Raw genomic sequence first — 24,788 nt, 5'->3', positions numbered from 1 at the left:
CGGGCACCTTCGTCGGCACGGCCACCCAACCGATCCGGCCCGCCGCGTCCGGCCGCTATCAGCGCCTGCACTCGCAGTCGGACTCCGGCTTCCGGATCGATCTCTCGCGCGGTGTTCCCGATCCCGATCTGCTGCCGGACCTGACCGCGGCGCTGCGGGTGCTGGCCGAGGACGGCGCGATCGACGACCTCTCGGCGACCTATCTGGGCGATGCCATGCTCCCGGAGCTCGAGGCCGTGGCGCGGATCGACTGGCCGCTGCGCGCCGAACGCTTCACCGTGCTGGACGGGGCGCTGGACGCGGTGGATCGATTGTTCGCCGCCCACGTCCGGTTGGGTGACGCGGTGCTGGTCGAGAATCCGTGCTTCCCGCCGTTCCTGGATCTGCTCTCGCGGATCGGGGCGCGACCGGTTCCGGTCGGCATGGACGAGTCCGGGCTACTACCCGGCGAACTGGCCGCGGCGCTGGCGAAGCACTCTCCGACCGCGCTGCTGCTGCAGCCCCGAGCCCAGAACCCCACCGGCGCATCCCTGTCCGCGCAGCGGGTGCGGGAACTGGCCGAGGTACTGGCGGATTCGGAACTGCTCGTCATCGAGGACGACCACTCCGACGGAATCGCCTACTCTCCCTTGCGATCTCTCGGCGGACGTCGGCCCGCGCACACCGTGCACATTCGCTCGTACTCGAAATCCCATGGCGCGGACCTGCGACTGGCGGTGGTCGGCGGCCCGGCCCGCTACCTCGACCCGGTGATCGAACGCCGCATGCTGGGCCCCGGCTGGTCGAGCCGACTGCTCCAGCGTGTCATTCTGCACATGCTCGACGACGACACCGCCCGCAGCACCGTGGCAACCGCCCGCACCACCTACCGCGCTCGTGCCGAAGCCCTGCGAAAAGCGCTGGCCCGCCACGATATTCGCATCCCCCGCCGCGACGGCATCAACCTGTGGCTTCCCGTCGCCGACGAGAACGCCGCCATGATCTCCCTGGCCGCCGCCGGGATCAAGCCGGCCCCCGGCGGACCGTTCGAGGTCACCGACCACCCGCACACCGATCATCTCCGGCTCACCGTGGCCGCCCTGCACGACGCCGAGATCAGCGAGGTCGCAGGCCATCTCGCCACCGCCGCGAACGCCGCCCCGTCCTACCGCCGCATCCGCCGCGCCTGACCTCCACCCGCTCCCCACCGCGCAATTCACCGCTCCGGCAGACCACGCGCGTCGACTCTGCCGGAGCCTCACGAGTTTCGAATTCCGGCGTATCGGGTAACGAGCCCGAAGCGCTCGAGCGGGCTGCCGGGGCATTCGGGACCTTTCCGGATAATCCCCACGTTCGCCGGACCGCCACCACCGGACGTGGCAGTATGCGCGGCACATCGAACCGACCGACCCGAACACGGAGGCCTTCACCGGTGAACAGCGTCACGAACGTCCAGCAGCCGACCCAGCGAGCACACCGGTCCCGGATTCCCGCGGGGCGCACCGCGCTGCGGCGCGCGGCCTCGGTGGCGGCCGGGGTCGCGATGCTCGCGTCCGCGACCGGCGCGGCCGTCGCCGCGCCGAGCCCGCTGCGCGCGGAGGCCCCCGGCTGCATGTCGGTCACGCAGGGGCAGCCGAACGGCAAGCAGTGGCCCGCCGAGCCGGGTCTGACCATCGATCAGGGCGCCGCCTACACCGCGAACCTGGAGACCAACTGCGGAGCGGTCACCATCGCGCTCGACGCCGCTCGCGCGCCGCGCACGGTCAACTCGTTCACCTTCCTCGCGGGCGAGCAGTACTTCGACCAGACCCGCTGCCACCGCCTCACCACCTCGGGCATCTTCGTGCTGCAGTGCGGCGATCCCACCGCCAAGGGCACCGGTGGCCCGGGCTACAAGTTCCCCGACGAGAACCTCGCGGGCGCAACCTATCCCGCCGGCACGATCGCCATGGCCAACTCCGGCCCGAACACCAACGGCAGCCAATTCTTCCTGGTCTACGCCGACACCAAGCTCCCCCCGAACTACACCCCCTTCGGCCACGTCACCTCCGGCCTCGACGTGCTGACGAACATCGCCTCCGGCGGCACCCGCGACGGGTCCGGCGACGGCGCTCCGGCCACCGACATCGTGCTGAGCTCCGTCACCGCCGAGCAGGGCTGAGCCGACCGGGCGCGCGAGCCGATCAGGGAAACGACCCCGCTCGGGCAAACCTCGGCGAGACGAGCGATACCGTTGCTCGGCGTAACGACCTTCGGGGTGCGGACCGATGCTCTCATCGATGCCGTGCGAGGCTCGACGGCATCGTTCCGTTCGACCGTAGCGATCCCCGGTTGATCGCAGACCCATACCGAGCACCGTGTACGAGTGCAGAACGATGGAGTGCGTATGAACACGATCTCTCGACGCGTTTCCCGGCTCGCGGCCACCGCCGCGGCGGCAGGCTCCGCGCTGGCCCTGGGCGGCGGCGTCGCCGCAGCCGACGAATGGCCGGTGCAGGAGCCCAACAGCGCCATCCAGGTCTCCGAGGCGACCTTCCTGACCCCGACCGACCCGGCCTACTGGAATCCGCTCGACGCACGCGGGCGGCTCACCTCGCCGTACGGCAACAGCACCCGCGTGGTGTGCAGCAGCTTCCACGGGGTGGCGATGAGCTGCTTCCAGGCCGATCGGGACGGCAACCCGCACAAGCTGGTGGCGCTGCCGTTCAATTTCCCGTCGTTCACCGGATCGTCCGCGCCCGGTGGCGGCGCGAGCAACTGGGTCTACCCGGGATACCTGCCCGGCATCGGCTGATCCGGTTCGGGCGGTCCCGCAAGGCATCTCGGACAAGCGAAGAGCCGCCCTTCCGAAAGGAAGGGCGGCTCTTGCCGTCTCGGACCTACCGGCTCACAGGTACTGGCCGGTGTTCGATTCGGTGTCGATGGCGCGGCTGGCGGAGGCGTTCTTGCCCGTCACCAGCGTGCGGATGTACACGATCCGCTCGCCCTTCTTGCCCGAGATGCGTGCCCAGTCATCGGGATTCGTGGTGTTGGGCAGGTCCTCGTTCTCGGAGAACTCGTCCACGATCGAATCGAACAGATGCTGGATCCGCAGACCCGGGGTGCCGGTGTCGAGCACCGACTTGATCGCGTACTTCTTGGCCCGGTCCACGATGTTCTGGATCATGGCGCCGGAGTTGAAGTCCTTGAAGTACAGGACTTCCTTGTCACCGTTGGCGTAGGTGACCTCCAGGAAGCGGTTGTCGTCGCTCTCGGCGTACATGCGCTCGACCACGCGCTCGATGGTTGCTTGCACGCACTTGGCGCGGTCGCCGTCGAACTCGGCCACGTCGTCCGCGTGCAGGGGCAGCGAATCCATCAGGTACTTGGAGAAGATGTCCTGTGCCGCTTCGGCATCCGGTCGCTCGATCTTGATCTTCACGTCCAGGCGGCCGGGCCGCAGGATGGCCGGGTCGATCATGTCCTCGCGGTTGGAGGCGCCGATGACGATGACGTTCTCCAGGCCCTCGACACCGTCGATCTCCGAAAGCAACTGCGGCACAACGGTGGTCTCCACGTCGGAGGAGACACCCGAACCACGGGTGCGGAAGATCGAGTCCATCTCGTCGAAGAACACGATCACCGGAGTACCCTCGGACGCCTTCTCGCGGGCCCGCTGGAAGATGATCCGAATGTGACGCTCGGTCTCGCCCACGAACTTGTTCAGCAGCTCGGGACCCTTGATATTGAGGAAGAAGGACTTGGCTTCCTTCGCGTCCTCGCCACGCGACTCGGCGATCTTCTTCGCCAGAGAGTTGGCAACGGCCTTGGCGATCAGCGTTTTACCGCATCCGGGGGGACCGTAGAGCAGCACGCCCTTGGGGGGCCGCAGCGCGTATTCGCGGAACAGATCCTTGTGCAGGAACGGAAGTTCCACCGCATCGCGGATCTGCTCGATCTGACGAGTCAGACCGCCGATGTCCTCGTAGTCCACGTCCGGCACTTCCTCCAGCACGAGGTCTTCGACCTCGGCCTTGGGAACGCGCTCGAACGCGAAGCCCGCCTTGGTGTCCACGAGTAGCGAATCGCCCGGCCGCAGTTTGCGAATCGGCCGATCCGGATCCTCGAGGTCATCCACATCGACGAGGGCTGCCAGGGGGCCGGCCAGCCAGACCACGCGCTCCTCGTCGGCATGACCGACAACCAGAGCACGACGTCCATCGTCGAGAATCTCGCGCAGCGTGCCGATTTCACCGATCTGATCGAACCGGCCGGCTTCGACCACGGTCAGTGCTTCGTTGAGACGCACGGTTTGACCGTAGGTGAGTCCGGTGGTGTCGATATTCGGTGAGCACGTCAAGCGCATCTTGCGTCCTGAGGTGAAAACGTCGACCGTCTGATCCTCGTACACGCCGATCAGGACGCCGTAACCGCTCGGGGGTTGCCCGAGCCGATCGACTTCCTCACGGAGAGCGACGAGTTGCTGCCGCGCTTCCTTGAGGGTGTCCATGAGTTTGGTATTGCGAATTGTCAGCGAATCGACGCGCGCTTCCAATTCCCGTGAGTGATCGGGCGAGTCGGCGAGTTGCCTCCGGAGTGCAGCCGCCTCGGCACGTACCGCCTCGAGTTCCCTCCAGGCTGCCGAATCCGAATGTTCTATGGGGCTCATGATGCTGCTCCTCCCAGTCCCGGTCTATCAACGCTACCGGGCGATAACCGTTCTCGCTTTCCGACATGGTTTCGTCGTGATCACATCTAGGCTGCGGCCGACGAGCCGGTCGGACATGTTAGCCTGCCCTAACCTATTACCGGCGAGTCAACTCGCCGCCAGAGCCGAAAGGGTGCCGTCGAATGCTCCTTCCCACGGGTCGTACTCCTGGTATACACAACGTTTCGCGAACGCTGCGTGTTTCCGTGGCTACCGCCGCGGCGGCCCTCGCCGTTACCGCCACTCTGGCGGGCTGCGGCTCGGACGACAAGACCTCCACGGAATCCTCGACCACCTCCGCGGCGAGCACCTCCGCGGCCGCGGCCGCCCCCGCACCCACCGCGGACACCCTTCAGGGCCTGCTCACAGCGTTCGCGGACCCGGCGAAGCCCGCCGCGGACAAGGCGAAACTGGTCGTCGACGGTGACAAGCGAATCTCGAATATCGAGACGATGAACCAGGGCCTGGCCAACTACCAGGTCGGGTTCCAGGTCGGCGAGATCAAGACCGAGGGCACCAAGGCCGACGCCAAGGTCGGGGTCACCTCGCCGCACGGCACCATGCCCGATGTGCCGATGACCTTCGCCTACACCGACGGCAGCTGGAAGCTGTCCGACGCGGGCGCGTGCACCATCCTGGGCATGGCGCGCGCCGCTTGCCAGCCGTAATTCAAATCTCAGTGTCTCGAAAAACGTCTCGAAAGATATCTCGAACGACGTCTCGAAAGCTTTCCCGAAAGGCTCGCCCGTTCATGTTCGCTCGATCCGTCCGCATCACCCTGGCCGCCGTGGGCGTGGCCGTCGCACTCGGCTCGGCGTCCGCAGTGGCCGCCGCCGACACCCCCGCGCCCACGAACGCCGAACTGCAGTCGACCCTCGATCGCTTCACCGATCCCGGCGTCCCGACGGCGGACAAGCAGCAGCTCATGGTCGGCGGCGACCGCCGCACCGGCAATATCGACAAGATGAATCAGGGTCTGGCCAACTACGGCAAGATCGGCTTCGAGGTCTCGGGCGTGCAGGCCGGCGGTGACACCGCGAACGCGTCGGTGGCGATCGTCTCCCCGCACGGCACCATTCCCGGCATCCCGATGACGTGGGAGCACACGGCGGCGGGCTGGCAGCTGTCCGAGGGCACCGCGTGCACGATCCTGTCCATGGGCAAGGCGCCCTGCTAGCGGCGGATGAAGTTGGGGCCCAGCATGTTTCGGTGTCACGCCGGACAGCTGGGCCACATCGCCCGGCCGGAGCAGCGGTGACCGCCGACCGGAGTTCGCCCCGGCCCGATTCGTGCTCGCGCCGCCTCTGATCACACCGGGCGCGATCAGACCAGCCGTGTCACGACCTCGCCGAGCCCCTCGGCGATGGCCGTCTGCTGCGCGGGCGTCAAGACGTCGACCAGGACGCGGCGCACGGTCTCGACATGACCCGGCGCGATCTGCTCCAACCGGCGACGGCCCGCGTCGGTGAGCACCGCTATCACCCCGCGCACATCACCGGGCACCGTTTCCCGGCGCACCAGCCCGGCCTTCTCCAATTGCGTGATCTGGTAGCTGAGACCGCTTTTCGAGGTGTAGAGCGCGTCCGCGAGTTCGGTCATCCGCACCCGGCTGTCCGGTTCCGCGGCGAGCCGGACCAGGACCTCGTACTGGGTGTGCGAGAGCCCCTCCCGCTTGAGGTGCTGCTCGATTTCCCTGCCCACCAGCGCGCCTGCGGCCAGGAATCCCTCCCAGACCCGCATTTCCCGCTGGTTCAGCCATGTCGCATCGGTCACGGGGTTCAGCCTACCGAGGTTGTTCAAATTTGAACAATGAGCTATCGTCGTGTCGAGTTCAAATTTGAACAACCCTGGAGGGAGGACGACATGCCCGCAACCATGCCGGTGCTGTACCTGTCACACGGCGCACCGCCACTGGCCGACCATGCCCGCTGGCCCGCGGAGCTCGCCGCCTGGTCGAGCGAATTGCCGCGCCCCACAGCCATTCTGATCATCTCCGCGCACTGGGAGGCCGCGCCCATCGCCTTCGGCGCGACCACGACGGTGCCACTGACCTACGACTTCGGCGGATTCCCCGAGAAGTACTACCGCGTCCGCTATGCCGCGCCCGGTGCGCCCGCGCTCGCCGCGAAGGTCCGCGCGCTGCTCGGATCCGGCGTCGCCGAGGTGCCGGACCGTGGTCTGGATCACGGCGCCTACGTCCCCCTCAAGGAGATGTACCCCGACGCGGACGTGCCCGTGCTGCAACTCTCGATGCCGACCCTGGACCCCACCCGGCTGCTCGAGATCGGCCGCACGCTCGCCCCGCTGCGCGAGGAGGGCGTGCTGATCGTCGGCAGCGGCTTCTTCACCCACAACCTGCGCGCCCTCACTGCCGACGACGAGCACGCCCACGGCTTCATGGCCGAATTCGACGCCTGGGGCCGCGAAGCACTCGCCGAGAACGACCTCGACGCCCTCCTGGACTTCGAGAACAAGGCTCCCGCAGCACATCTCGCCCATCCGCGCACCGAGCACTTCGCACCCCTGTTCGTCAGCCTCGGCGCGGGCGAAGCGGACCTGGACCGCCAGCGCACCGTCATCGACGGCTACTGGCTCGGCCTGTCGCGCCGCTCGATCCAGTTCGGCTGATCGCTCGATCCCGACCATCCCCGCGTGACCCGCTCCCCGAAAGGCTTCGCCATGATCACCACCCAGACGACTCCCGCGGTGCGTAGCGACGCCCCCGCGTCCACGCTGACGTACGACCTCGGCCTGTTGCTACTGCGAGTGGCCGTCGGCCTCACCATGGCCGCACACGGCGCGCAGAAACTCTTCGGCTGGTTCAACGGCGGCGGTCTCGACGGCACCGCCGCCTTCTTCACCGCCAGCGGCTACCCGGCGGGCAAGACCATGGCCACCGTCGCCGGCCTGACCGAGACCTTCGGCGGTCTGGCGCTGGCGATCGGTCTGTTCACCCCGCTCGCGGCCGCGGCCCTGGTCGGCACCCTGCTCAACGCTCTCGCCGTGAAGTGGGGCGGAGGCTTCTTCGCCCCGAAGGGCGTCGAGTACGAATTGCTGCTCACCGCCGCCGCGGCGGCGCTGGCCCTCACGGGTCCCGGCCGGATCGCCGCCGACCGCTTCATCCCGGCCCTGCGCACCCACCGCCTGACCTACGGCGCGGCAGCCATCGCGCTGGCGCTGGTGCTGGCGGGTGCGGTACTGCTCATTCGCAACTGAGGGTCCGGAGCACAGCGCCGCTCCGCCCGCCGCGAGTAACCGCACACTCGGCTCGCCGCTTACGACTTCACCTGCACCCCAAGACTTTTGCGCGGATGACCCCGGCAGCGCATCAGGCCGGTACACACCCGCGAAATGCCCCTCCGGCACCGAGATGTCGTGAGCCCTCGCCACATCTGTGGCGAGGGCTCACGACTGTTCACGAGCGTGACCGCGCGGGCGCGCGGGCCGAATTACCCCTTGCCGGCGCGGCGCTGCGGCTTGGGGGCCACGACGCCTTCGGCGAGGCGGCGGGCGCTGACCAGGAAGGCGGTGTGGCCCTGCATGCGGTGTTCGGGGCGGACGGCCAGGCCCACGACGTGCCAGGGGCGGACGATCGATTCCCAGGCGTGGGGTTCGGTCCAGCATTCCTGGCGGCGCAGGTGTTCCACGACCTCCGAGAGCTGGGTGGTGGTGGCCACGTAGACCAGCAGCACGCCACCGGGGATCAGGAACTTGGAGACGGTCTCGAGGGCGTCCCACGGCTTGAGCATGTCCAGCACGACGCGGTCGACCTGCTCGCCGGAATAGTCGGCCACATCGCCCAGGGTCAGTTCCCAGTTGTCCGGCCGTTCGCCGAAGAACCGCTCGACATTGCGCACCGCGTGCTCGGCGTGATCCTCGCGGATCTCCCAGGAGATGACCTTGCCCTGCGGGCCGACCGCGCGCAGCAGCGAGCAGGTCAGCGCGCCCGAACCGGCGCCGGCCTCCAGCACGCGCGCACCGGGGAACATGTCGCCCTCGTGCACGATCTGGGCGGCGTCCTTGGGGTAGATGACCGCCGCACCGCGCGGCATGGACAGCACGTAGTCGGTCAGCAGCGGGCGCAGCGCCAGATAGGGGGTGTTCTTGGCGGAGTTCACCACGCTGCCCTCGTCGGCGCCGATCAGGTCGTTGTGCTCGATCTGCCCGGCGTGGGTGTGGAACTCCTTGCCCTCTTCCAGGATGACCGTGAACTTGCGGCCCTTGGCATCGGTCAGCTGTACCCGGTCGCCGATCTGGAAAGGCCCGGTCCGTCTGGCCGTCATGAATCTCCTGTCACTGGGCACAGCGTCGCTCGTACATTGCTGTGCGGATTTCGTGCGCACCGTGTCGGTGCCTGGGTTTAGCCTGCCAGGTATGTCGGTACCCGCGATCACTACCCCGGACTCCGCGGGTGACACACCGCGCAGGCTTGCGCTATCACCTTCCCGAGCAATGGATTTCAAACAGTGCCCGCTGAAGTACCGCTTACGCGCCATCGACAAGATCCCCGAGGCGCCCTCCCGCGCCGCGGTGCGCGGCACGCTCGTGCACGCGGTCCTCGAGGCACTGTTCGCGCTGCCGGCGCGTGAGCGGGATCTCGCCCATGCCGCCGCCCTGATCGCCCCGTCCTGGACCGCCGTGCTCGAGTCCCGGCCCGAGACCGTCGAGCTGATCACCAGCGAGGAGCTGGACGGCTTCCTCGGCGAGGCGAACGACCTGCTGCAGGTGTATTTCCGGCTCGAGGATCCCAGCGCCTTCGAACCCGACTCGTGTGAGACCTTCGTCGAAACCGAACTGGCCGACGGCACTCCGCTGCGCGGCATCGTGGACCGCATCGACCGCTCCCCCGACGGCGCGCTGCACGTCATCGACTACAAGACCGGCCGGGCCCCCAGCCCCGAGCGCGAGAATCGCGCCCTGTTCCAGCTCAAGTTCTACGCCCTGGTCCTGATGCGCACCCTCGGCGCGCCCCCGGCCGAACTGCGGCTGATGTACCTGACCGACGGCCAGGTGCTCTCCTACGAACCCGACGCCGAGGAGCTCGCCCGCTTCGAACGCATCGTCTCGGCGCTGTGGACCGCGATCGACACCGCCGCGCGCACCGGCGATTTCCCGCCCAGCCGCAGCTGGCTGTGCGGCTACTGCGAGTACAAACCCCTGTGCCCCGAATTCGGCGGCACCCCACCGCCTTTCCCGGCGCAGCTACCCGAACAGAGCCCGCGCGAACCCTGACGCCCGGGGTGGCGGAGGCCCTAGTGCGGATCGACGATGCGCGCCCGCCCGCCGATCGAATCGAGCTCCTCCACGTCGGTGAAGTCCATCACCCGCGCATCCCATTCCGTGGCGGCCACCCGTGATCCGCTCGGCCCGAGTTCCTCGACGTCCACGAAGATCATCGCGGCCACGTCGGCGGGGTCGGGTTGCCCGGGCGGGCCGGAAATCACCGGCGGGCCGGGTTTTCCGGCGCCCTCGGGTCGCAGCAGCGCGGCGCGGATCTCCGGCGGCAGGTCCAGGAAACTCATCGAGTCCTCCGATCGTGCTGTCGGTCGGTCGGTGCTCAGGCCGGTGCGCCGACCGCGGCCACGAGTTTCGTGATGCCGCTGTCGTACTCCTGCCAGTCGTGATCGAGCACGCTGCCGTAATGCGATTCGGCGTTGTAGACGCCACCGGGTGTGACGGTCACACCCATGCCCTGTCCGGTCCGGAAGTCGTGCACCGCCGCGATATCGCCACCGGCCCGCGCCAGCAGGCGATCGGCGAGTTCGGTGGGAGTCGGGTTGTCGGAGAAGGGATTCGAGCCGATCCGGGTGCGCTCGTGACCACCGGCGATCTCGGCGGCCTGTTTGAGCAGACCGCGATCGATGTCGGTGCCCTGTCCCAGCGCCGAGTTCCCGCGGCCGAGCAGATCGGTGAACGTGGTGAAGTCGTTCAGCCGCGGCACGGTGATGACCCCGCCGGACACACCCGCGCGCGGCGTGGAATTCCCGGTCCCGAAAGGCTTCTCGGTCAGCAGCGTCCGAACCTGTTCGGGCACTTGGTCCATGCCGCCCCGATCCGCGACGCGCGCTGAGTCCGCACCGCCGCCGGTCCCGATCAGGGGGTTCGACATGAGCTGCAGCGCATCGGCGATTCCGGCGCGCACCGTGCGCTGATCCTCGGTGGGAAGCGCGTCCCCCAGCTGCGCGATCGACTCGATGCTCGACCCGTCGAGATCGCGCATGAGTTCCCGGAGGTAGTCGAATCGCCCCTGGGTCAACTCGACCGGCCGTCCACCGCGCAGGTCCGCGAGTTGCTCATCGGTCAGCTGGGTGGCGGCCCGGAGCCGGGCGATCTGCTCGGGTGTGGCATCGCCGCCGCGGAAGTCCGCGAGGTCCCGGTCCGCCACGCGAGGGCCCAGGCCGGCGGAATCGGGTGCGAGCGTGCCGATATCGGCGACCGCCTTGCGCACGGCCTGGGCGCAGGCATCGTCGGCGCGGCCGAAGTCGATCGCCGTCTGTCGCAGCGCCACCGTCTGATTGGCGGCCTCGTTGGCGCGCGAGGACTGCAGATCCGCGAGCTGCCGACGAATACGCTGATCGTTCGTCTCGTCGTGCGCCGCGGTGTAATTGAACGTATCGCTGACCGTCCAATCCTCGGCGACGGCGAAACTGTTGTCGCGCAACCAGGCCAGGCCCGACTTCAACTTGCTCAGGGCCGGAGCCATGGCTTCCTGCCCGGTCCGGCACCCGGCGGCCAGTTCGCCGAACGCGGCGGCGAGGGTGCGCATCTGGCGGCGTTCCTCGGTGGTCCGGTGCTCGGCGCCGACGCGGCCTTCCCCGGACCAGTGCAGGTCATCGACGCACCGTCGCAGATCGTCGGCGGCGGTGGTGAGGGTGGTGGCGATGGTGTCCGCCCGGGTGGCGATCTCGGCCAGGTCCAGGGCGATCATGACCGTCTGAGCCGGAGTCGGGACCGTCACCGGGGCAGTACTCCCGCGTTCAGATCCCCGAGGGCGTCCAGACGCGCGGCGCTGTCCAGATCGGTGTCGTGATACTGCGTGGCCGAGGTCCGCAGCAGGTGCGAGATCTCTTGATAGCGGCCCGTCACCACGGCGATCGCCTGCTTCATCGCCGGGTCGGCGGTGTGCACGGCGGCGGCCGTCGCCGCACCCGCGCGCAGGACGCCGACGGTGGAGTAGAGGATCGATTCACTGTCGTACACGGGCGATTTGCTGACCGCGTCGGCAATACCGTCCACTGTCGCGGCGGCTGCCCGCAATTCGTCCGGCGACACCTGCAATTGTCCACCCCCAGTTGAATTTCGTTCGCACACAGAACGTTTCAAGCCATGGCACTCGACGAAAAGTTGTCGAACGATAACACGGGGAAAGAGATCGCGCCCGCCGCGGATTCCGTGGCGGGCGCGAGTAATTCTTCAGCGCGCGATCAGAATGCGCGGCAGCTACGAATGTCCGTGGCCAGAATGGCCTTGGCGCCGAGATCGGCGAGCGCGTCCATGAGTTCGTTGCCGCGGGTGCGCGGAACCAGAGCGCGCACCGCGACCCAGTCCGGATCGGTCAGCGGGGAGACCGTCGGCGACTCCAGGCCCGGAGTGATCGCGACGGCCGCGTCCAGCAGGGACTTGGGGCAGTCGTAATCCAGCATCAGGTACTGCTGAGCGAACACCACGCCCTGGATGCGGGCGACCAACTGGTTACGGGCCTTGTTGCTCTGATCCGCGTTCTTCGCCTCGATCAGCACGCCCTCCGAGTCGCACAGCGACTCACCGAAGGCGACCAGGTTGTGCTGGCGCAGGGTGCGGCCGGAACCGACCACATCGGCGATGGCGTCGGCCACGCCGAGCTGGATCGAGATCTCGACCGCGCCGTCGAGACGGATGACCTCGGCCTCGATGCCGCGGCTGGAGAGGTCGGCCAGCACCAGATTCGGGTACGAGGTGGCGATGCGCTTGTCGTAGAGATCCTCGACCTTCCACTCCTGCCCGGCGGGCGCGGCGTAGCGGAAGCTGGAGCGGCCGAAGCCGAGCGGCAGGCGTTCCTGCACGGGCGCACCGGAATCCAATGCGAGGTCGCGACCGGTGATGCCGAGATCCAGCTCACCGGAGCCGACGTAGATGGCGATGTCCTTGGGGCGCAGGAAGAAGAATTCGACCTGGTTGGCCGGGTCGAGCACGCTCAGGTCGCGGGCATCCTTGCGCCCGCGGTAGCCGGCCTCGGCCAGGATCGCGACGGCGGCTTCGGAGAGTGAGCCCTTATTGGGGACGGCGACGCGAAGCATAGGGGGTCCTTTCGGGACGGTTCTGGGGACGTGAGGACTGTGGTCGCGTGGAGGTCGGCCGTACGGCGTGTACGGCGAATCGGCGCTTCACAGATGTCGGTAGACGTCCTCGAGCCGCAGTCCGCGGCCCACCATCAAAACCTGCACCCAATACAACAGCTGGGAGATCTCCTCGGAAAGGGAGTCGTCGCTCTCGTGCTCGGCGGCCAGCCAGACCTCACCGGCCTCCTCGAGCACCTTCTTGCCCTGCGCATGCACACCGGCGTCCAGGGCGGCGACGGTGCCGGATCCCTCCGGACGGTTGACGGCACGATCCTGCAGCTCGGCGAACAGGGCTTCGAAAGATTTCACGGTGAGCCATTCTCGCAGATCGCGGCACACGTGGCGCAAAGCGCCCGGTCCGTGCGGTGCGTATCACCGGGACCGGGCGTGCGGACATCGCCGTGACGTGCGGGTCTTGCCCGGGATCAGCCCATGGCGAAGCGCAGCAGGGCCTGCATATCGCCCTGCTTCACCTTGCCCTTGCGATCGAGCACCTCGAGCTGCCAGACGTCCCCGGCGCGGATGGCGCGCGCGATGGCGTTGGCGTTCTCCGCACCCAGCAGCGACGGCCAGATATCGGCGACCTGCTGGCTGTTGCCACCGGTGGCGTCGTAGATCTTGAACGACACATTGTTGGCGCGTTCGAAGGAGCTGCCCTTCTTGAACGCGGCGGCCACGAAGATGATCGAGGTGATGGGGGTGGGCACCGAGGAGAACGTGACGTGCACGGTCTCGTCGTCGCCGGAGGCCGCACCGGTCTGCTCGTCACCCGAGTGCACGACCGAGCCGTTGCCCAGCGGGTCGAGAGAGTCCAGGCCCGCGAAGCGCACCGGCTCCGCGCCCTGCATGAGCACGGCGACCAGATCCAGGTCGACGCCCTTCTTACGACGTGCGATGCCGAGCAGGCCCCCGCTGGTACCGGCCGACGGGTCCCAGCTCACACCGACACTCATCTTGCTGATACCGGCGAGATCCGCTGCGCCGTCTTCCTTCCGAAGCGTAATCACGGTGTTCAGCGTACCGAGGAATACGGATCGTGGTGGGGCGCAGCGGCATCCCGGTCATAGTGCGCACTACATGTTCATGTTCCCGATCACACCGTGAGCAGTTCGGCCAGTTCCGCGACGACCTGGCGCAGATTGTCCGCGAAGCCGTGCATTTGCTGCGCAACCGATCTCGGGGTGGCCAGGTACAGATTCCAGCGGTCCGGCAGCAGCACGTACGCGATGCCGATGCAGGTGGGGCTGGTGGATCCGAAACCGAAGTACTGGATGTTCACCGACGGCGCGGAGCTGGTGCTCAGGAAATCGTCGCGGGTGATGCGCCAGCCCGGGCTGTCGAAGAACGCCATCGGCTCGGTCGCGCCCAGTTCCTCACCGCGCCTGCCCTGGATCATCTGCAGTTCCCACAGGTGCTGTTCCGGGGCCTCGCCGCGCTGACATTCCTGTGCGCGACGCACGTGCGCCTCGGCGGCGGTGCGCATGGCGGCCCGCTTGCCGTCCGCGTCGACGGACGGATCCTGCATGGCCGCCACGAATTCGAGCACCTCGGGGGTGACCACGCGCATGGCCTCGGTGCGGCCGTTGCGGTACTGCCGGGTCGCGATGGACTCGTAGGTCGCCCCGATCAGCCCCTTGCTGCGCTGATGCGCGAGCTGATAGCTCAACTGCGCGAACGCGTCCGGGGACATGCCGAAGCTCTTGGCCCGCTTGGTGCCGAAGTCGAACGACACCGTGCTGGTGGCGGTGTCGGCGGCGAACTGCGCGAAGGCCGCGGCGGCGGTGGCCACGACCGTCTTCTGCTCGGCGTCGAGCACGAATTCGATCGGCTCGGTGCCGGGCAGGCCCTGGGGCTGGGCGCCGGACTGCTCGGCATGCGCGGACACCGGCGACTCCAGCAGCGCGTCCACGAAGGACAGGATGGTGGTGCCGTCGAGTCCGCAGTGCTCGACATTGATCCCGGCCTGCCCGTCGGCGAACACGACGAACGACACCGCCTTGTCGAACCAGCGGTTGCCGCTGTCGCCGTGCAGCAGTTGATCGCACGCGTGCAGGGTGTCGCGAGGCGCGAAATCCTCCAGGCAGACGCAGAACAGCGCGGTCTCGATGGTCTCGAAGGCGGCGGCGTTGGCGGCGAGCAAGCCCTCGCGCACCGGCGCCCACTCCACCCGGGCCAGGGTGGTGAGGTGACCGGCCGAGGCGCTGGTCGCCGCCCGGCGCGCACCGGTCTTCATGACCCCGCGCAGTCCGGCCGCGAGATCCTCCGGGGTGTACGGCACGCCGTCGGGACCGATGGCGTCCATGCGGAACATGTTGCCGCGGTAGAACACCAGGATGTGCCGCGCCTGCGAGTGGCCCGGCCATTCCGGCGAATACGGCACCCGCACGGTGTCCTGAGGAATGCCCGGAATGCGCGTCTCGGAGAACAGGAACTTGTTCTGCGCCATGTTCAGCTGCTGCCCACGCGGGGCGACCGGCGGGATTTCCTCGGCGTCGAGGCGCAGCTTGTAGTTCACCGCGGCCGAGACCAGCGCCGCCGCGCGCTCCGACTGATCCGCGGTGGTCGAGCCGGCCAGCGCCGTGTCATCGCGGAACAGGAAGAAGAAGTTGGCGTTCAACGCGATTCGGTCGCGACGGCCCAGGTAGCGCGAGGGCCAGAATTCATCCAGCCAGCTGCCGACGCCCGGTTCGGCGTCGAAGCGTTCCAGATCGGCGTGCAGGGTGCGGGCCGGGCTGTCGGGGCGCAGCAGATCCTCGACGGTGGCCGCGGTCGCGGCGTACTCGTCGGTGCTCAGCAGCGGTGCGCTCCAGTGCAGGAACCGGGTGCAGCTCTCCTCCAGGGTGGGCAGCGGCACTCTCGGCAGCTGCTCGTCGTGGGCGAAGGTCCGTTCGCTCAATGCATGTCCTGTTCGATCGATAGGGTCGGGGACGGGCGGGACAGGTAGAGCTGGGCATACAGCCAGCCGTCGGATTCCAGGCCTTCGGTGTCTATTCCGTTGGCCTCCAACGTATTCAACACCCCCGACTGTTCATCGTCGGAGGCGAAGCGGCGCTGCTGGAAAACACCGGGTGCGAGTTCGGTGCGATAACCGAGCGTCGCGAGCTGAGCGGCTATGGGTTCGAACGAAAACATGCGCAGCACGAAATGCGCCATCCACGGCAGTTTTCCACCGTGCGCCCGGGCCACGCGCAGCAGGGTGGCATCGGTCACATAGCCGACGCAGCCGGTGGAGATGACCAGGTCCGCACTCGCGAGCAGGGCGCGCTGCTCCTCGGTGGGATCGGCGCTCTCCAGATCCGCGTGCACGATGCCGTGCAGGAAACCGGCGTCCTGGGCGTACTTCAGGGCCGGCCCGGAGGCGTCCATGCCCAGGAAGCGCACGTTCGGCAGCAGATCGCCCTCGGCCAGGACCTCCCGATCGCGGGCGACGAGTTCGGCGGTGCTCTGCGTGCCGTAGCTCGCGACCAGGTCCTTCATGCCGACGTCCAGGCGCAGCAGTGCCGCGTTCACCCCGTACGAGCAGCCGATGTCGAGCACGGTGGGGGCCGCGATGCCGGTGGCGGCGTGATGGTCTTCGATGAGCTGCTGGAAGTGCGGTTTCGCCAATTCCGGTATCCGATAGTCCAATTCGGACATACGGGCGTAGTACTCGCGTGGATCGGGCCGTTCGTAGATATCGTCGAACGAGGCCTTCCCGGTGGTGTCCAACACTGTGGTGCGCAACGAAGCCGGCACGCGATGTCCTCTCAGTCGAGCAAACGATCACCGCGGATGGCACCCGCGGCTAGATGGTCCGGCAGGACCCTGCCGAACAATTGCCTGGTGCGTTCGACACTGCCGATGACGCCCGGAGTTTCGGTGTAGGCGAAGATCGCCGTATGGCGTTGGGACGCACCGCCGACCGGCGAGACCCGATGCAGCGAGAAGCGGCCCTGGAACAGTTGCAGATCGCCGGGGCGTAGCTCGAGCCGCCGGATCAGATGGTCGCCGTCGCCGGTGAGCACCGCGTTCACATCCGGGAAGTTCTCGGTGGTGCGGGAGCGGATGTTCGGGCAGTACTCGAACACGCCACCGGACTCGGCCTGCTGGGTGACCATGCTGACGGTGAACTCGTTGGTGTCGAAATGCCACGGGTGCGACATTCCGGGCGCGACGACGTTCAGGCACAGGCCCGCCAGTGGATCGGTGAACTCGTGCAGTTCGGTCAGATCGAAGCAGTCCGCGATGAATCGCTGGAAGCGCGGTTCGGTGTAGAGCTGCTGCACGAGCGCGTCGACGGGGATGAGATCCCTTGCCACGAAGGCGTTCCCGCGCTCGAGCACGATACGCCCGGGATGATCCTCGGGCAGCTCGGTGTCGAGCGGGATGTTGTAGGCGTTGACCCGTTCCACGCGGTAGTACGCGTGGGGGGCCAATGCCTCGCCCTCGGCGCGCAGTGTCTCCAGGCGCTCGGGCCGGAGGAAGCCGCGCAGTACGCAGCAGCCGTCCGCGGCCAGTTCCGCGCGTGCCGCGCGCACCGTCGCCGCCCATTTCTCACTACCCGGTGTGTCGAGCGGATATCGCGTGACATCCACGGCGTCCAGCGTGTCGCCCATGCCCTCGTCGCCCGCTTCGCACGCGTTTATCCGACCCCCTGCCGTAACCATGACGACCATTCTTGCCGCGCCGGCCGCGACACGCCCGAGATGCAACGCGATTGTGGATACTCACTTTTCCTGTGCGGCAGGCTTTTTCATGTGATAATCGGCCGCCAGGTCCAGGGCAAATAAGATCGGACAACCGTCCCGGCGCGATGGATGCTCGCGGATAGCCGACGCCGCGTCCTCGACGAGAGCCGGATCCGGGCGATCGACGTCGACGGCGGGTGGTGTGTCCGCAGATCTCGCTGCTGGACAACGCGTTCACCCGGCTCGCAGCTTCGAAGCCGTTCACAGACCGACCGGTCGCGGGGGTTTGTCGAGAATTAGCGGGCCCGGCAGGCCTTCACGCGAAACGACACGGCCGGGATGCAGGACTCCGTTGTCGGTGAAATGCGAACGCACACATGCGAATAGTGTGAGGACGACGACCCTGCGCCGGAGAACGGCGCACCCGTGCGATCACACCGGGCACGCGGGGCGCCGCCGATCGAACCGTGCGCCCGGCCACCGGCCGATGATCACGACTCCGCGGCCCGCCTCCGATCTTCGGTCGCCGACAACCCCGATCGCTCGCCGGGATGCACCGCGTCGGAGCCGATTCCGACACGCGGGCGTCCCGCGTTCGCCGGAACCCGTTTCGCGAGAGACCGATACCGAAACGCGCAGGCCGGACCTGGTTTTCTCCCGCAACCACACATTCGCCCCGCCGGCGTGCACGAACAGTCGTCAGCACGTCCTACCGGTCACCGTTTCACCTGCGTAACAGTACTTTTCATGCTGTGTGACGGGCTTCGCGGGCCGGGTACACCGGTAGTGGGAGGACCGCATGAGAACCAACGACTCCTTCGACACCATCACCGGCGCCCTGAACCGCGTGTGCGGCCCGGGCAGGCACGGCAGGGAGTGGATCACCTACCTGTGCCCGGTCCACGAGGCGGACGGCCGCAGCCATCGACCCTCACTGGGCGTCGTCTACAACCACGGCAAGCGCCGCACCGTGGTCAAGTGTTTCGCCGGATGCTCGGACGAGGACGTGCTGCACCGCCTCGGCCTGCACGTGCGCGACCTGTTCGACCACCCGGGCACCGCCGGATACGGACGTCCGGCAGATTCACCAGGGTCGTCCGGCCGCGCGGCCGAGCCACGACCGTCGGCCGAACACGAGTCACCCTCGCACTCCCGGTACGCGATCGGGTCACCGGCCGCGCCGTCGACAAGGCCGCCGTCGCCTGTGCCCACGGCGAATCCGGGATGGCCTTCCGGCAGCGCACAGCACGAACCAGCGCCGACCGAACGCACACTCGTCGATCAGGCGCTCGCGGCGGCGGGTCTGGCGCCGCGCAGCCGGAAACGCGACCTCGGCCGCCGATTGGCGCGACCCGAGCACATCACCTCGTACATCTACCGCGACCCCTCCGGCCGCCCCGCGGGCCGGATCAACCGCATCCACACCCTGCACGAGCACGGCTACGCCAAATCCTTCTGGCAGGAGCGGTATACCGAAAGAGGCTGGGTCCCAGGAGGTTTCCCACGCCTGCCGTTCCGTCTCCCGGAACTTCTCACCGCCCTGCGCGCGGGTCAGGCCGTCTACATCTGCGAGGGCGAAGCCGACGTCCTGACCGCCACCCGTGCCGGTCTCACCGCCACCTGCAATTCCGGCGGCGCCACCAACTGGCACCGCGACCACGCCGCCTGGCTCCGGACCGCCCGCCGCATCCGGATAATCGCCGACCGCGACGGCCCCGGATATCGCCACGCCGCCCGAGTCGCCGCCACCCTGCACCCCCACGTGCCGGACATCCGCATCCTGCAAGCTCGCGACGGCAAGGACCTCACCGACCACTGCAACGCCGGCCACGATCTCACCGACCTGGACCCGGTTCCCGTTCTCGACGAGCACTATCGACCGCTCCGGTGAGCGCGATCACCGATTCGCCCGAGCGCGACAGTCCTCGCACCGAAGCACTGGGCGGCACTCGTGCGCGACTCGTCGCCCGTCCGGGGTGATCGTGTTCCCGCCTACCGCTCGCCGGTGTCCGTTCGCAGCGCGTCCAGCTCCGCGACGAGCCGTGCGGTCGCCACCATCCGGTACGCCTCCTCCACGATCTCCCCCACCTCGGCCCAGTCCACCTCCACGTCCAGATACACCCCCAACCACCCCCGATGCCCCACATACGGCGGCCGATAGAACCGCTCCGGCTCCGCCCCCACCAACTCCTCCTGCACCCCCGCGGGCGCGGCGCACCAGAACCCCACCCGCTCGTCGTGATGATGGTCCGCGAACATCACGAACACCTTCTTCCCACCCGCGAACCACGTCGGCTCCCCATGACTCAGCTTCTCCACCGCCCCCGGCATAGCCATGCACAACTCCCGCAACATCTCCCGCGCGTCACCCATATGCGCAGGTTAAACGACCGAGCCGCGATCGGCTTGGACGAATGGGAAACGACTCCGTCCCGTCGCATCCGGCCGAGGGCAGGCGAGCGTCGGCGCCCTCAGGTGGTGGCGGGCAGGACCAGGGTGGCGAGCAGCGGGCGGTGGTCGGTCGCGGGAGCATCCAGGACGGAGAGGGAGCGGATCCCTATGCGAGGGTCCGCCAGGATGTGATCGAGGGTGACGGGTGGGATGGGGTCGCCGTCGTAGGGACCCCAGGTGCCGGTGAGGCCCTTGCCCAGGACCGAGGCGGCGTCGCGGTAACCGGAATCGAGGAGGGTGCGCAGCACCGAGTGGTCGAGGGTGGCGTTGAAGTCGCCCAGCAGGATTCGGGGAGGGCCGTCGGGGGTGGCGGGCTGCTGGCGGTCATAGCTTTCGCGCCAGGGGGCGGTGGCTTCGCGGCTGTAGGGGGAGGCGGGGTGGACGGACTCTATGCGGACGCCGAAGTCGGTGAGTTCGGCATTGGATTGGGTGAAGCCCCAGGGGTTTCGGCGTACTCCGGTGTCGCGCAGGGGAAATCGGGAGAACAGGCCGGAGCCGCCCGCGCCGGGGGCGGCGTCGATCACGTGGTACGGGAAGTACGGTGCGAATCTCGCGGCGAACTCGGGCGTGAGCTCTTGGAGCGCAACGACATCCGCGTGCTCGGCGAGTTTCGCGACCTGCTCCACGTCACCACCGCCCAGGCGCACGTTCACCGACATGACGCGCAGCTCAGGACCTTTCGCGCCGTGCAGGGGGTCGCTGTCGGCGAACCAGCGGGGTAGCACACAGCTCGCCAGCGCGCCGGCGATCACCGCCGCCACGAGGGCCGCGTAGCGCTGCCGGAGTGCGACGGTCACCACCACCGGCAGCACGGAAAGCGCTGCGACGTACGGGGTGAACGCGATCAACTGGGCCATCGGATACCAGGTGTCGAACCCCGTGAGCCGCACCAGCGTCCACACCGCACCCGGCACGACGGCGCACCACGCCGAGATCGTTTTCCACCGCATCGCCTCACCGTAGGCGGGCACTCCGGCTCAATTGTGTACGTTCTGTGCAGATCGATCGCTGATCCGGTGGACGTACACGCGCAACCGGCTGCAACTGGTGGCTGATCCGGTGGACTCTCACGCGCGGCAGCCGCGGCGGACGCGACATGCCCGGATGAGCGCCGGCGAACCATCCGCTCGCGTCTGGGACGCAGGGGCGCTGCGACCCAGTGGCGCAGACGTTCTCGGCGCAGCGACGAGACGCTAGATCTTGACCGTCTCCGCCGCCGCCGGCCATGCCGCGGGGGCCGGACCGAAGGCCCGGTGTGCGTTCGCGATGACGGACTTGCCCAGTGCCCGGTTGCCGACCGCGCCGATCACCGCGCCGATGCCCGCGGGCAGGGACTTACCGAACATGAGCACGCCGCGTTTGACGATGAACTGCACGATGAAGCGCTTGGCCATCGCATTGTCGATCGACCGCACGACCGGAAGCTTGTCCGCGACCGCGGTGGCCCAGTCCTTCGCGGACTGACTCGCGCCCTTGCCCAGCAGTTCCGCGCCGCTCTCGCCGAGCACGACACCGGCCACCAGGGTCCGGCGCTGCTTGATCGGCAGCGAACCCATGCCGTGCACGGTGCCCACCGACATGGCGTACAGCGCGGACGCCTCGAGGAAGAACACCGAGTCCAGGGCGCTGGCCCCGAGCCCGACCAGCGTTCCCACGCCGGGGACCGCGGCGCTGAGCCCCGCGATGGTGCCGCTGGCGGTGACCAGGAGCAGGTATCGCGATTCCAGTCCCTGCGCGATGTCCTCGGGTGAGCGGGAGGGATGCTTGCGCACCAGCCGTTCGACATATTTCGTGGCCAGTGGTGTCTGGATTCCGGTCCCGGCACGGAGCACCAGTTCGGTCGACTTCTGCAGTGCGCGCTCGAACATCCTGGTCAGTCCCTTTCCGTCGGCCCGCCCGACACTACGGGCGACCGCACGCCGCGCGCCGGTTCGACACGGCGCATCGTGAGACTGTTACCGGGCACACGGTCCAGACCCCGGTGTCGAGCGGGTCCGCAGGTCGGCACACTTCTGAATGCGTCCGAATCGGCTCACCGCCGTTCACGGCGGGTCTCGGTCAGCACGCACGCCCTCGACCGTCCCGGCCGACGCTCCCGAACACCGCCGGGTCCGGCACACGGATGTCCGAACACGCGTCCCCGATCAGGAAGCCGCGCTGCGCTCCAGAATCAACCCCTGCAACTCGGTGGTGGTGAGTCCGACGAGACTGTCACGGAAGGTGCGACCGGGCCGCTCCGGCACCGCGATCTCACACGGAATCACCAGCACCGCACAACCCGCGGCCTCGGCCGACAGCGCGCCCGTCGGCGAATCCTCGATGGCCACAGTGTGTTCCGGCAGCACCCCGAGCAACTGCGCCGCGCGCAGATACAGATCCGGCGCGGGCTTGCCCTCGGGAACCTCGTCGGCGCACACGGAGGCGTGGAAGTTCTCCCGCCCCAGCGTGTTCAGCCCGTACTCGGTCAGCGACCGCTTCGTATTGGTGACCAGCGCCATCGGGATCCCGGCGGCGCGCACCGCGGCCAGCGCCTCCTGCGCGCCCGGACGCCACGGGACGGGACCGTGGAACAGATCGCTCACCCGCCGCTCGATCCACTCCCCCGCGTCGGTCAGCGCGTCCGGGGTCGGCTCGAGGCCCAATCCGTCGAACAGGATTCGCAGTGCGTTCGGCCCCGACGCCCCGATCAGCGCGTGCCGAATCTCCTCGGTCATCTCGCGTCCCAGCTCCCCGGCCAGTTCGCGAATCGCGAGATCCCACAACTTCTCCGAGTCGAGCAGCGTGCCGTCCATATCCCACAGCACCGCGTCCAACCGAGTCACCGGCCAACAACTCCTTCATCCGCACCACGGCCCATCGGCCACCGACCGCCTCACAGCGTATCCGCCCAGGCCGGATGCCCTACACGCCCGACGCCCTATACGCCCGACGCCGCGATCTGCAGACGTCCGCCGGTGGAGTCCACCTGGATCCAGCGGCTCTCGCTGGAGGTCTGGCCGTTCTTCATCGTGTACGTGAGGCTCACCACGGCACGGTTCTCGCCGGTCGAGGTGACCGCGCCCGCACGCACCGAGGAGATGCCGCCCCAGAAGCTGGCGAACGAGTTGAACCCGCCGGTGGAGGACTGATAGCCGGGCGAGAGCATCGACCACGCACCGTTCACGTTGCCCGGGAGCATGCCGTAGTACCCCTGGATGAACGAGGCCACCGATGCCGCCGAGGGCGGGCCCGCCGGGGTGGTCGTCGTCGGAGGCGGCGTGGTGGTCGCGGACGGCTTTCCCGAGGTGGTCGAAGGCGGAGCCGAGGACGACGGCGCGGTGCTGCTGGACGGGGGTTGCGTGGTCTGCCCCTCGGAGGTCCGGGGCGGCTGCTGCACGGCCTGGCCGGGATCGCTCGGGTCCTGCGAGGTCTCGGTCGCGGGCGGCCCGGCCGGGGCCGAGACGCTGCTCGTGCCGCCGGCCACCGGGCCCTGATCGCCGCTGTTGCGGCTGAGGGCGAAGGCCACGATGCTCGCGATCACCAGGACCGCGACGATCCCCGCGCCCACCAGGGCCATCTGACGCCGATTGCCGTCCACCCCACCGGATTCGGCGGCGAACGGGACCATCGGCCTCTTGGGCGGCGGCGCGGCGGCGGGAGTGTTCGCCTTCTCGGCCATATCGATGTGGACGGTGGCGTCGGTGGCGTTGCCGGTCCCGGTTCCGTTCTGCGAGTTCGGCAGCACGGTGGTCGCGTCCGAAGCCGCCACGGCCGCAGTCTCGTTCACCGTCGGCAGCACCCGGGTGGCTTGAATGGGCGCGGTGGCACGGCCTTCGGCGACGGCGTGTAGTCGCTCGGCGGCCTGCTCCATGGTGGGCCGGTCACCGGCGTCGGCGGCGAGCAGGTCCATCAGCACCGGGCCGAGGGCCGCGGCGTGGGTGGGTTCGGGCACCTGGGCGCGTGCCACCGAGTGCAGCACGGCCAGCGGGTTGTCGCCCTCGCCGAACGGCGGCATGCCCTCGACGGCCGCGTAAAGCGTTGAGCCCAGCGCGAATACGTCGGACGGCGATTCGGGGTTCTCACCGCGCGCCACCTCGGGTGCGAGGTAGGCGGGCGTCCCGGCCAGGAAGCCGGTGGAGGTGACCGTCACGTCGCCGATCGCGCGGGAGATGCCGAAGTCGGTGATCTTCACCGTGCCGTCGTCGGCCACGAGAATGTTGGCGGGCTTGACATCTCGGTGCACGATGCCGGCCTTGTGCGCCGCGGCCAGCGCCTCGGCCACCTTGGCCCCGATCCGGGCGACCTCGGTCGGTGAGAGGTTGCCCTTCTCCCGCATGATCGCCGCCAGACTGGGCGCGTTCACGTATTCCATGACCAGCCAGGGCTGGCCGTCCTCTTCGGCGACGTCGAACACGGTGACGGCGTTGGGATGATGCAGTCGCGCCGCGATGCGCCCCTCGCGCATGGCCCGCATCTTCGCCTCGATCGCCTGGGACCGGGTCAGACCCGGACCCAGCAGCAACTGCTTGACCGCCACGGTCCTGCGCAGGCGTACGTCGGTCGCCCGCCACACGACTCCCATCGCACCGGTGCCGATCGGATCCGTCAGCCGGTACCGCCCCGCAATCAACCGGTCTGAGCTCATGTGGTTGTACCCCTCCTGCTGACTTTCGCGCCGAGCCGACCCTGCAACTCTGCGCGAAAGCC

Annotated in this window: 26 protein-coding genes; 9 read left to right on the top strand and 17 right to left on the bottom strand. The window is 68.3% G+C overall.

Going from position 1 to position 24,788, the window contains the following annotated elements; all coding sequences use genetic code 11:
- The 3 genes from NJ1_RS08405 to NJ1_RS08395 form a co-directional block, all read left to right on the top strand.
- On the top strand, window positions 1–1,169 hold a 1,169-nt coding region (locus NJ1_RS08405), incomplete at its 5' end, for an aminotransferase-like domain-containing protein (protein ID WP_067689780.1).
- A gap of 242 nt (window positions 1,170–1,411) precedes the next feature.
- Window positions 1,412–2,140, top strand: coding sequence for a peptidylprolyl isomerase (locus NJ1_RS08400; protein WP_067689777.1), 729 nt, complete (start codon window positions 1,412–1,414; stop codon window positions 2,138–2,140).
- A gap of 225 nt (window positions 2,141–2,365) precedes the next feature.
- Entirely contained in the window at window positions 2,366–2,773 is a 408-nt protein-coding gene (locus NJ1_RS08395) for a hypothetical protein (protein WP_067689774.1), read from the top strand.
- A 93-nt stretch (window positions 2,774–2,866) separates the two neighbouring features.
- On the opposite strand, the gene arc is transcribed toward NJ1_RS08395, so the two are convergent.
- Window positions 2,867–4,627 (bottom strand): proteasome ATPase, encoded by a 1,761-nt coding sequence (gene arc, locus NJ1_RS08390; RefSeq protein ID WP_067689771.1) that lies wholly within the window; start codon window positions 4,625–4,627, stop codon window positions 2,867–2,869.
- A 245-nt stretch (window positions 4,628–4,872) separates the two neighbouring features.
- Between arc and NJ1_RS08385 the strand changes: the two genes are divergently transcribed.
- Both NJ1_RS08385 and NJ1_RS08380 read left to right on the top strand, forming a co-directional pair.
- Window positions 4,873–5,334, top strand: coding sequence for a WKL family lipoprotein (locus NJ1_RS08385; RefSeq protein WP_245717281.1), 462 nt, complete (start codon window positions 4,873–4,875; stop codon window positions 5,332–5,334).
- Window positions 5,335–5,417: 83 nt separating this feature from the next.
- Complete coding sequence (locus NJ1_RS08380) at window positions 5,418–5,843, top strand: MTB12 C-terminal domain-containing protein (protein ID WP_067689765.1); 426 nt, start codon at window positions 5,418–5,420, stop codon at window positions 5,841–5,843.
- A 146-nt stretch (window positions 5,844–5,989) separates the two neighbouring features.
- On the opposite strand, the gene NJ1_RS08375 is transcribed toward NJ1_RS08380, so the two are convergent.
- Window positions 5,990–6,439, bottom strand: a complete 450-nt coding sequence (locus NJ1_RS08375) for a MarR family winged helix-turn-helix transcriptional regulator (RefSeq protein WP_067689762.1) — start codon at window positions 6,437–6,439, stop codon at window positions 5,990–5,992.
- 90 nt (window positions 6,440–6,529) lie between these two features.
- On the opposite strand from NJ1_RS08375, the gene NJ1_RS08370 reads away from it, so the two are divergent.
- On the top strand, window positions 6,530–7,294 hold the full coding sequence (locus tag NJ1_RS08370; protein ID WP_067689878.1) for a dioxygenase family protein: 765 nt from the start codon (window positions 6,530–6,532) through the stop codon (window positions 7,292–7,294).
- Window positions 7,295–7,318: 24 nt separating this feature from the next.
- Window positions 7,319–7,882: a DoxX family protein gene (locus tag NJ1_RS08365; RefSeq protein WP_245717280.1), complete on the top strand. Its 564-nt coding sequence runs from the start codon at window positions 7,319–7,321 to the stop codon at window positions 7,880–7,882.
- Window positions 7,883–8,115: 233 nt separating this feature from the next.
- Here the strand turns inward: NJ1_RS08365 and NJ1_RS08360 are convergent, their stop codons facing one another.
- The gene (locus NJ1_RS08360) at window positions 8,116–8,949 is read right to left on the bottom strand and encodes a tRNA (adenine-N1)-methyltransferase (RefSeq protein ID WP_067689759.1); all 834 of its coding nucleotides are present in this window, start codon (window positions 8,947–8,949) and stop codon (window positions 8,116–8,118) included.
- A gap of 91 nt (window positions 8,950–9,040) precedes the next feature.
- Between NJ1_RS08360 and NJ1_RS08355 the strand changes: the two genes are divergently transcribed.
- On the top strand, window positions 9,041–9,898 hold the full coding sequence (locus tag NJ1_RS08355; protein ID WP_067689756.1) for a RecB family exonuclease: 858 nt from the start codon (window positions 9,041–9,043) through the stop codon (window positions 9,896–9,898).
- Window positions 9,899–9,918: 20 nt separating this feature from the next.
- On the opposite strand, the gene NJ1_RS08350 is transcribed toward NJ1_RS08355, so the two are convergent.
- The 9 genes from NJ1_RS08350 to NJ1_RS08310 all read right to left on the bottom strand — a co-directional run bounded on the left by NJ1_RS08350 (window position 9,919) and on the right by NJ1_RS08310 (window position 17,630).
- Window positions 9,919–10,188, bottom strand: a complete 270-nt coding sequence (locus NJ1_RS08350) for a hypothetical protein (RefSeq protein WP_067689753.1) — start codon at window positions 10,186–10,188, stop codon at window positions 9,919–9,921.
- A gap of 35 nt (window positions 10,189–10,223) precedes the next feature.
- A complete protein-coding gene (locus NJ1_RS08345; protein ID WP_157573832.1) occupies window positions 10,224–11,624 on the bottom strand; it encodes a TPR repeat domain-containing protein in 1,401 nt (466 codons plus the stop codon).
- The gene (locus NJ1_RS08340) at window positions 11,621–11,938 is read right to left on the bottom strand and encodes a type VII secretion target (protein WP_245717286.1); all 318 of its coding nucleotides are present in this window, start codon (window positions 11,936–11,938) and stop codon (window positions 11,621–11,623) included. Before NJ1_RS08340 ends, NJ1_RS08345 begins: the two co-directional genes overlap by 4 nt.
- A 152-nt stretch (window positions 11,939–12,090) precedes the next feature.
- The gene (gene hisG, locus NJ1_RS08335) at window positions 12,091–12,942 is read right to left on the bottom strand and encodes an ATP phosphoribosyltransferase (protein WP_067689743.1); all 852 of its coding nucleotides are present in this window, start codon (window positions 12,940–12,942) and stop codon (window positions 12,091–12,093) included.
- Between the two features lie 87 nt (window positions 12,943–13,029).
- Window positions 13,030–13,293, bottom strand: a complete 264-nt coding sequence (locus NJ1_RS08330; protein ID WP_067689873.1) for a phosphoribosyl-ATP diphosphatase — start codon at window positions 13,291–13,293, stop codon at window positions 13,030–13,032.
- A gap of 116 nt (window positions 13,294–13,409) precedes the next feature.
- Window positions 13,410–13,991 (bottom strand): TerD family protein, encoded by a 582-nt coding sequence (locus tag NJ1_RS08325; RefSeq protein ID WP_067689740.1) that lies wholly within the window; start codon window positions 13,989–13,991, stop codon window positions 13,410–13,412.
- 86 nt (window positions 13,992–14,077) lie between these two features.
- On the bottom strand, window positions 14,078–15,880 hold the full coding sequence (locus NJ1_RS08320; RefSeq protein ID WP_067689737.1) for a choline/carnitine O-acyltransferase: 1,803 nt from the start codon (window positions 15,878–15,880) through the stop codon (window positions 14,078–14,080).
- Window positions 15,877–16,719 carry a class I SAM-dependent methyltransferase gene (locus tag NJ1_RS08315; protein WP_245717279.1) on the bottom strand — a complete coding sequence of 281 codons (843 nt, stop codon included), beginning with the start codon at window positions 16,717–16,719 and terminating at the stop codon, window positions 15,877–15,879. Before NJ1_RS08315 ends, NJ1_RS08320 begins: the two co-directional genes overlap by 4 nt.
- A gap of 11 nt (window positions 16,720–16,730) precedes the next feature.
- On the bottom strand, window positions 16,731–17,630 hold the full coding sequence (locus NJ1_RS08310) for a HalD/BesD family halogenase (protein ID WP_245717278.1): 900 nt from the start codon (window positions 17,628–17,630) through the stop codon (window positions 16,731–16,733).
- A gap of 820 nt (window positions 17,631–18,450) precedes the next feature.
- Between NJ1_RS08310 and NJ1_RS08305 the strand changes: the two genes are divergently transcribed.
- On the top strand, window positions 18,451–19,542 hold the full coding sequence (locus tag NJ1_RS08305) for a toprim domain-containing protein (protein WP_067689731.1): 1,092 nt from the start codon (window positions 18,451–18,453) through the stop codon (window positions 19,540–19,542).
- 101 nt (window positions 19,543–19,643) lie between these two features.
- On the opposite strand, the gene NJ1_RS08300 is transcribed toward NJ1_RS08305, so the two are convergent.
- The 5 genes from NJ1_RS08300 to NJ1_RS08280 form a co-directional block, all read right to left on the bottom strand.
- Window positions 19,644–20,024: an MmcQ/YjbR family DNA-binding protein gene (locus NJ1_RS08300; RefSeq protein WP_067689728.1), complete on the bottom strand. Its 381-nt coding sequence runs from the start codon at window positions 20,022–20,024 to the stop codon at window positions 19,644–19,646.
- Between the two features lie 98 nt (window positions 20,025–20,122).
- Window positions 20,123–21,052, bottom strand: a complete 930-nt coding sequence (locus NJ1_RS08295) for an endonuclease/exonuclease/phosphatase family protein (protein ID WP_067689869.1) — start codon at window positions 21,050–21,052, stop codon at window positions 20,123–20,125.
- A gap of 243 nt (window positions 21,053–21,295) precedes the next feature.
- Window positions 21,296–21,970: a hypothetical protein gene (locus tag NJ1_RS08290; protein WP_084477866.1), complete on the bottom strand. Its 675-nt coding sequence runs from the start codon at window positions 21,968–21,970 to the stop codon at window positions 21,296–21,298.
- A gap of 276 nt (window positions 21,971–22,246) precedes the next feature.
- The gene (locus tag NJ1_RS08285) at window positions 22,247–22,924 is read right to left on the bottom strand and encodes an HAD family hydrolase (RefSeq protein WP_422615740.1); all 678 of its coding nucleotides are present in this window, start codon (window positions 22,922–22,924) and stop codon (window positions 22,247–22,249) included.
- A gap of 95 nt (window positions 22,925–23,019) precedes the next feature.
- Entirely contained in the window at window positions 23,020–24,726 is a 1,707-nt protein-coding gene (locus NJ1_RS08280) for a serine/threonine-protein kinase (protein ID WP_067689726.1), read from the bottom strand.
- Window positions 24,727–24,788: the final 62 nt, after the last annotated feature.

The organism is Nocardia jejuensis NBRC 103114 (genome assembly GCF_001613145.1).
In the GTDB taxonomy this organism is placed as follows: Bacteria; Actinomycetota; Actinomycetes; order Mycobacteriales; family Mycobacteriaceae; genus Nocardia; species Nocardia jejuensis.
The sequence above is the reverse complement of the archived record's forward strand: the minus strand, read 5'-3'. Positions and strand labels throughout refer to the sequence as shown.

Coding starts and splice junctions, on each gene's coding strand:
- hisG (WP_067689743.1), bottom strand. CDS start 12,942: ATGCTTCGCGTCGCCGTCCCCAATAAGGGCTCACTCTCCGAAGCCGCC.
- arc (WP_067689771.1), bottom strand. CDS start 4,627: ATGAGCCCCATAGAACATTCGGATTCGGCAGCCTGGAGGGAACTCGAG.
- NJ1_RS08355 (WP_067689756.1), top strand. CDS start 9,041: ATGTCGGTACCCGCGATCACTACCCCGGACTCCGCGGGTGACACACCG.
- NJ1_RS08300 (WP_067689728.1), bottom strand. CDS start 20,024: ATGGGTGACGCGCGGGAGATGTTGCGGGAGTTGTGCATGGCTATGCCG.
- NJ1_RS08380 (WP_067689765.1), top strand. CDS start 5,418: ATGTTCGCTCGATCCGTCCGCATCACCCTGGCCGCCGTGGGCGTGGCC.
- NJ1_RS08350 (WP_067689753.1), bottom strand. CDS start 10,188: ATGAGTTTCCTGGACCTGCCGCCGGAGATCCGCGCCGCGCTGCTGCGA.
- NJ1_RS08360 (WP_067689759.1), bottom strand. CDS start 8,949: ATGACGGCCAGACGGACCGGGCCTTTCCAGATCGGCGACCGGGTACAG.
- NJ1_RS08395 (WP_067689774.1), top strand. CDS start 2,366: ATGAACACGATCTCTCGACGCGTTTCCCGGCTCGCGGCCACCGCCGCG.
- NJ1_RS08280 (WP_067689726.1), bottom strand. CDS start 24,726: ATGAGCTCAGACCGGTTGATTGCGGGGCGGTACCGGCTGACGGATCCG.
- NJ1_RS08370 (WP_067689878.1), top strand. CDS start 6,530: ATGCCCGCAACCATGCCGGTGCTGTACCTGTCACACGGCGCACCGCCA.
- NJ1_RS08290 (WP_084477866.1), bottom strand. CDS start 21,970: ATGTTCGAGCGCGCACTGCAGAAGTCGACCGAACTGGTGCTCCGTGCC.
- NJ1_RS08305 (WP_067689731.1), top strand. CDS start 18,451: ATGAGAACCAACGACTCCTTCGACACCATCACCGGCGCCCTGAACCGC.
- NJ1_RS08310 (WP_245717278.1), bottom strand. CDS start 17,630: ATGGTTACGGCAGGGGGTCGGATAAACGCGTGCGAAGCGGGCGACGAG.
- NJ1_RS08295 (WP_067689869.1), bottom strand. CDS start 21,052: ATGCGGTGGAAAACGATCTCGGCGTGGTGCGCCGTCGTGCCGGGTGCG.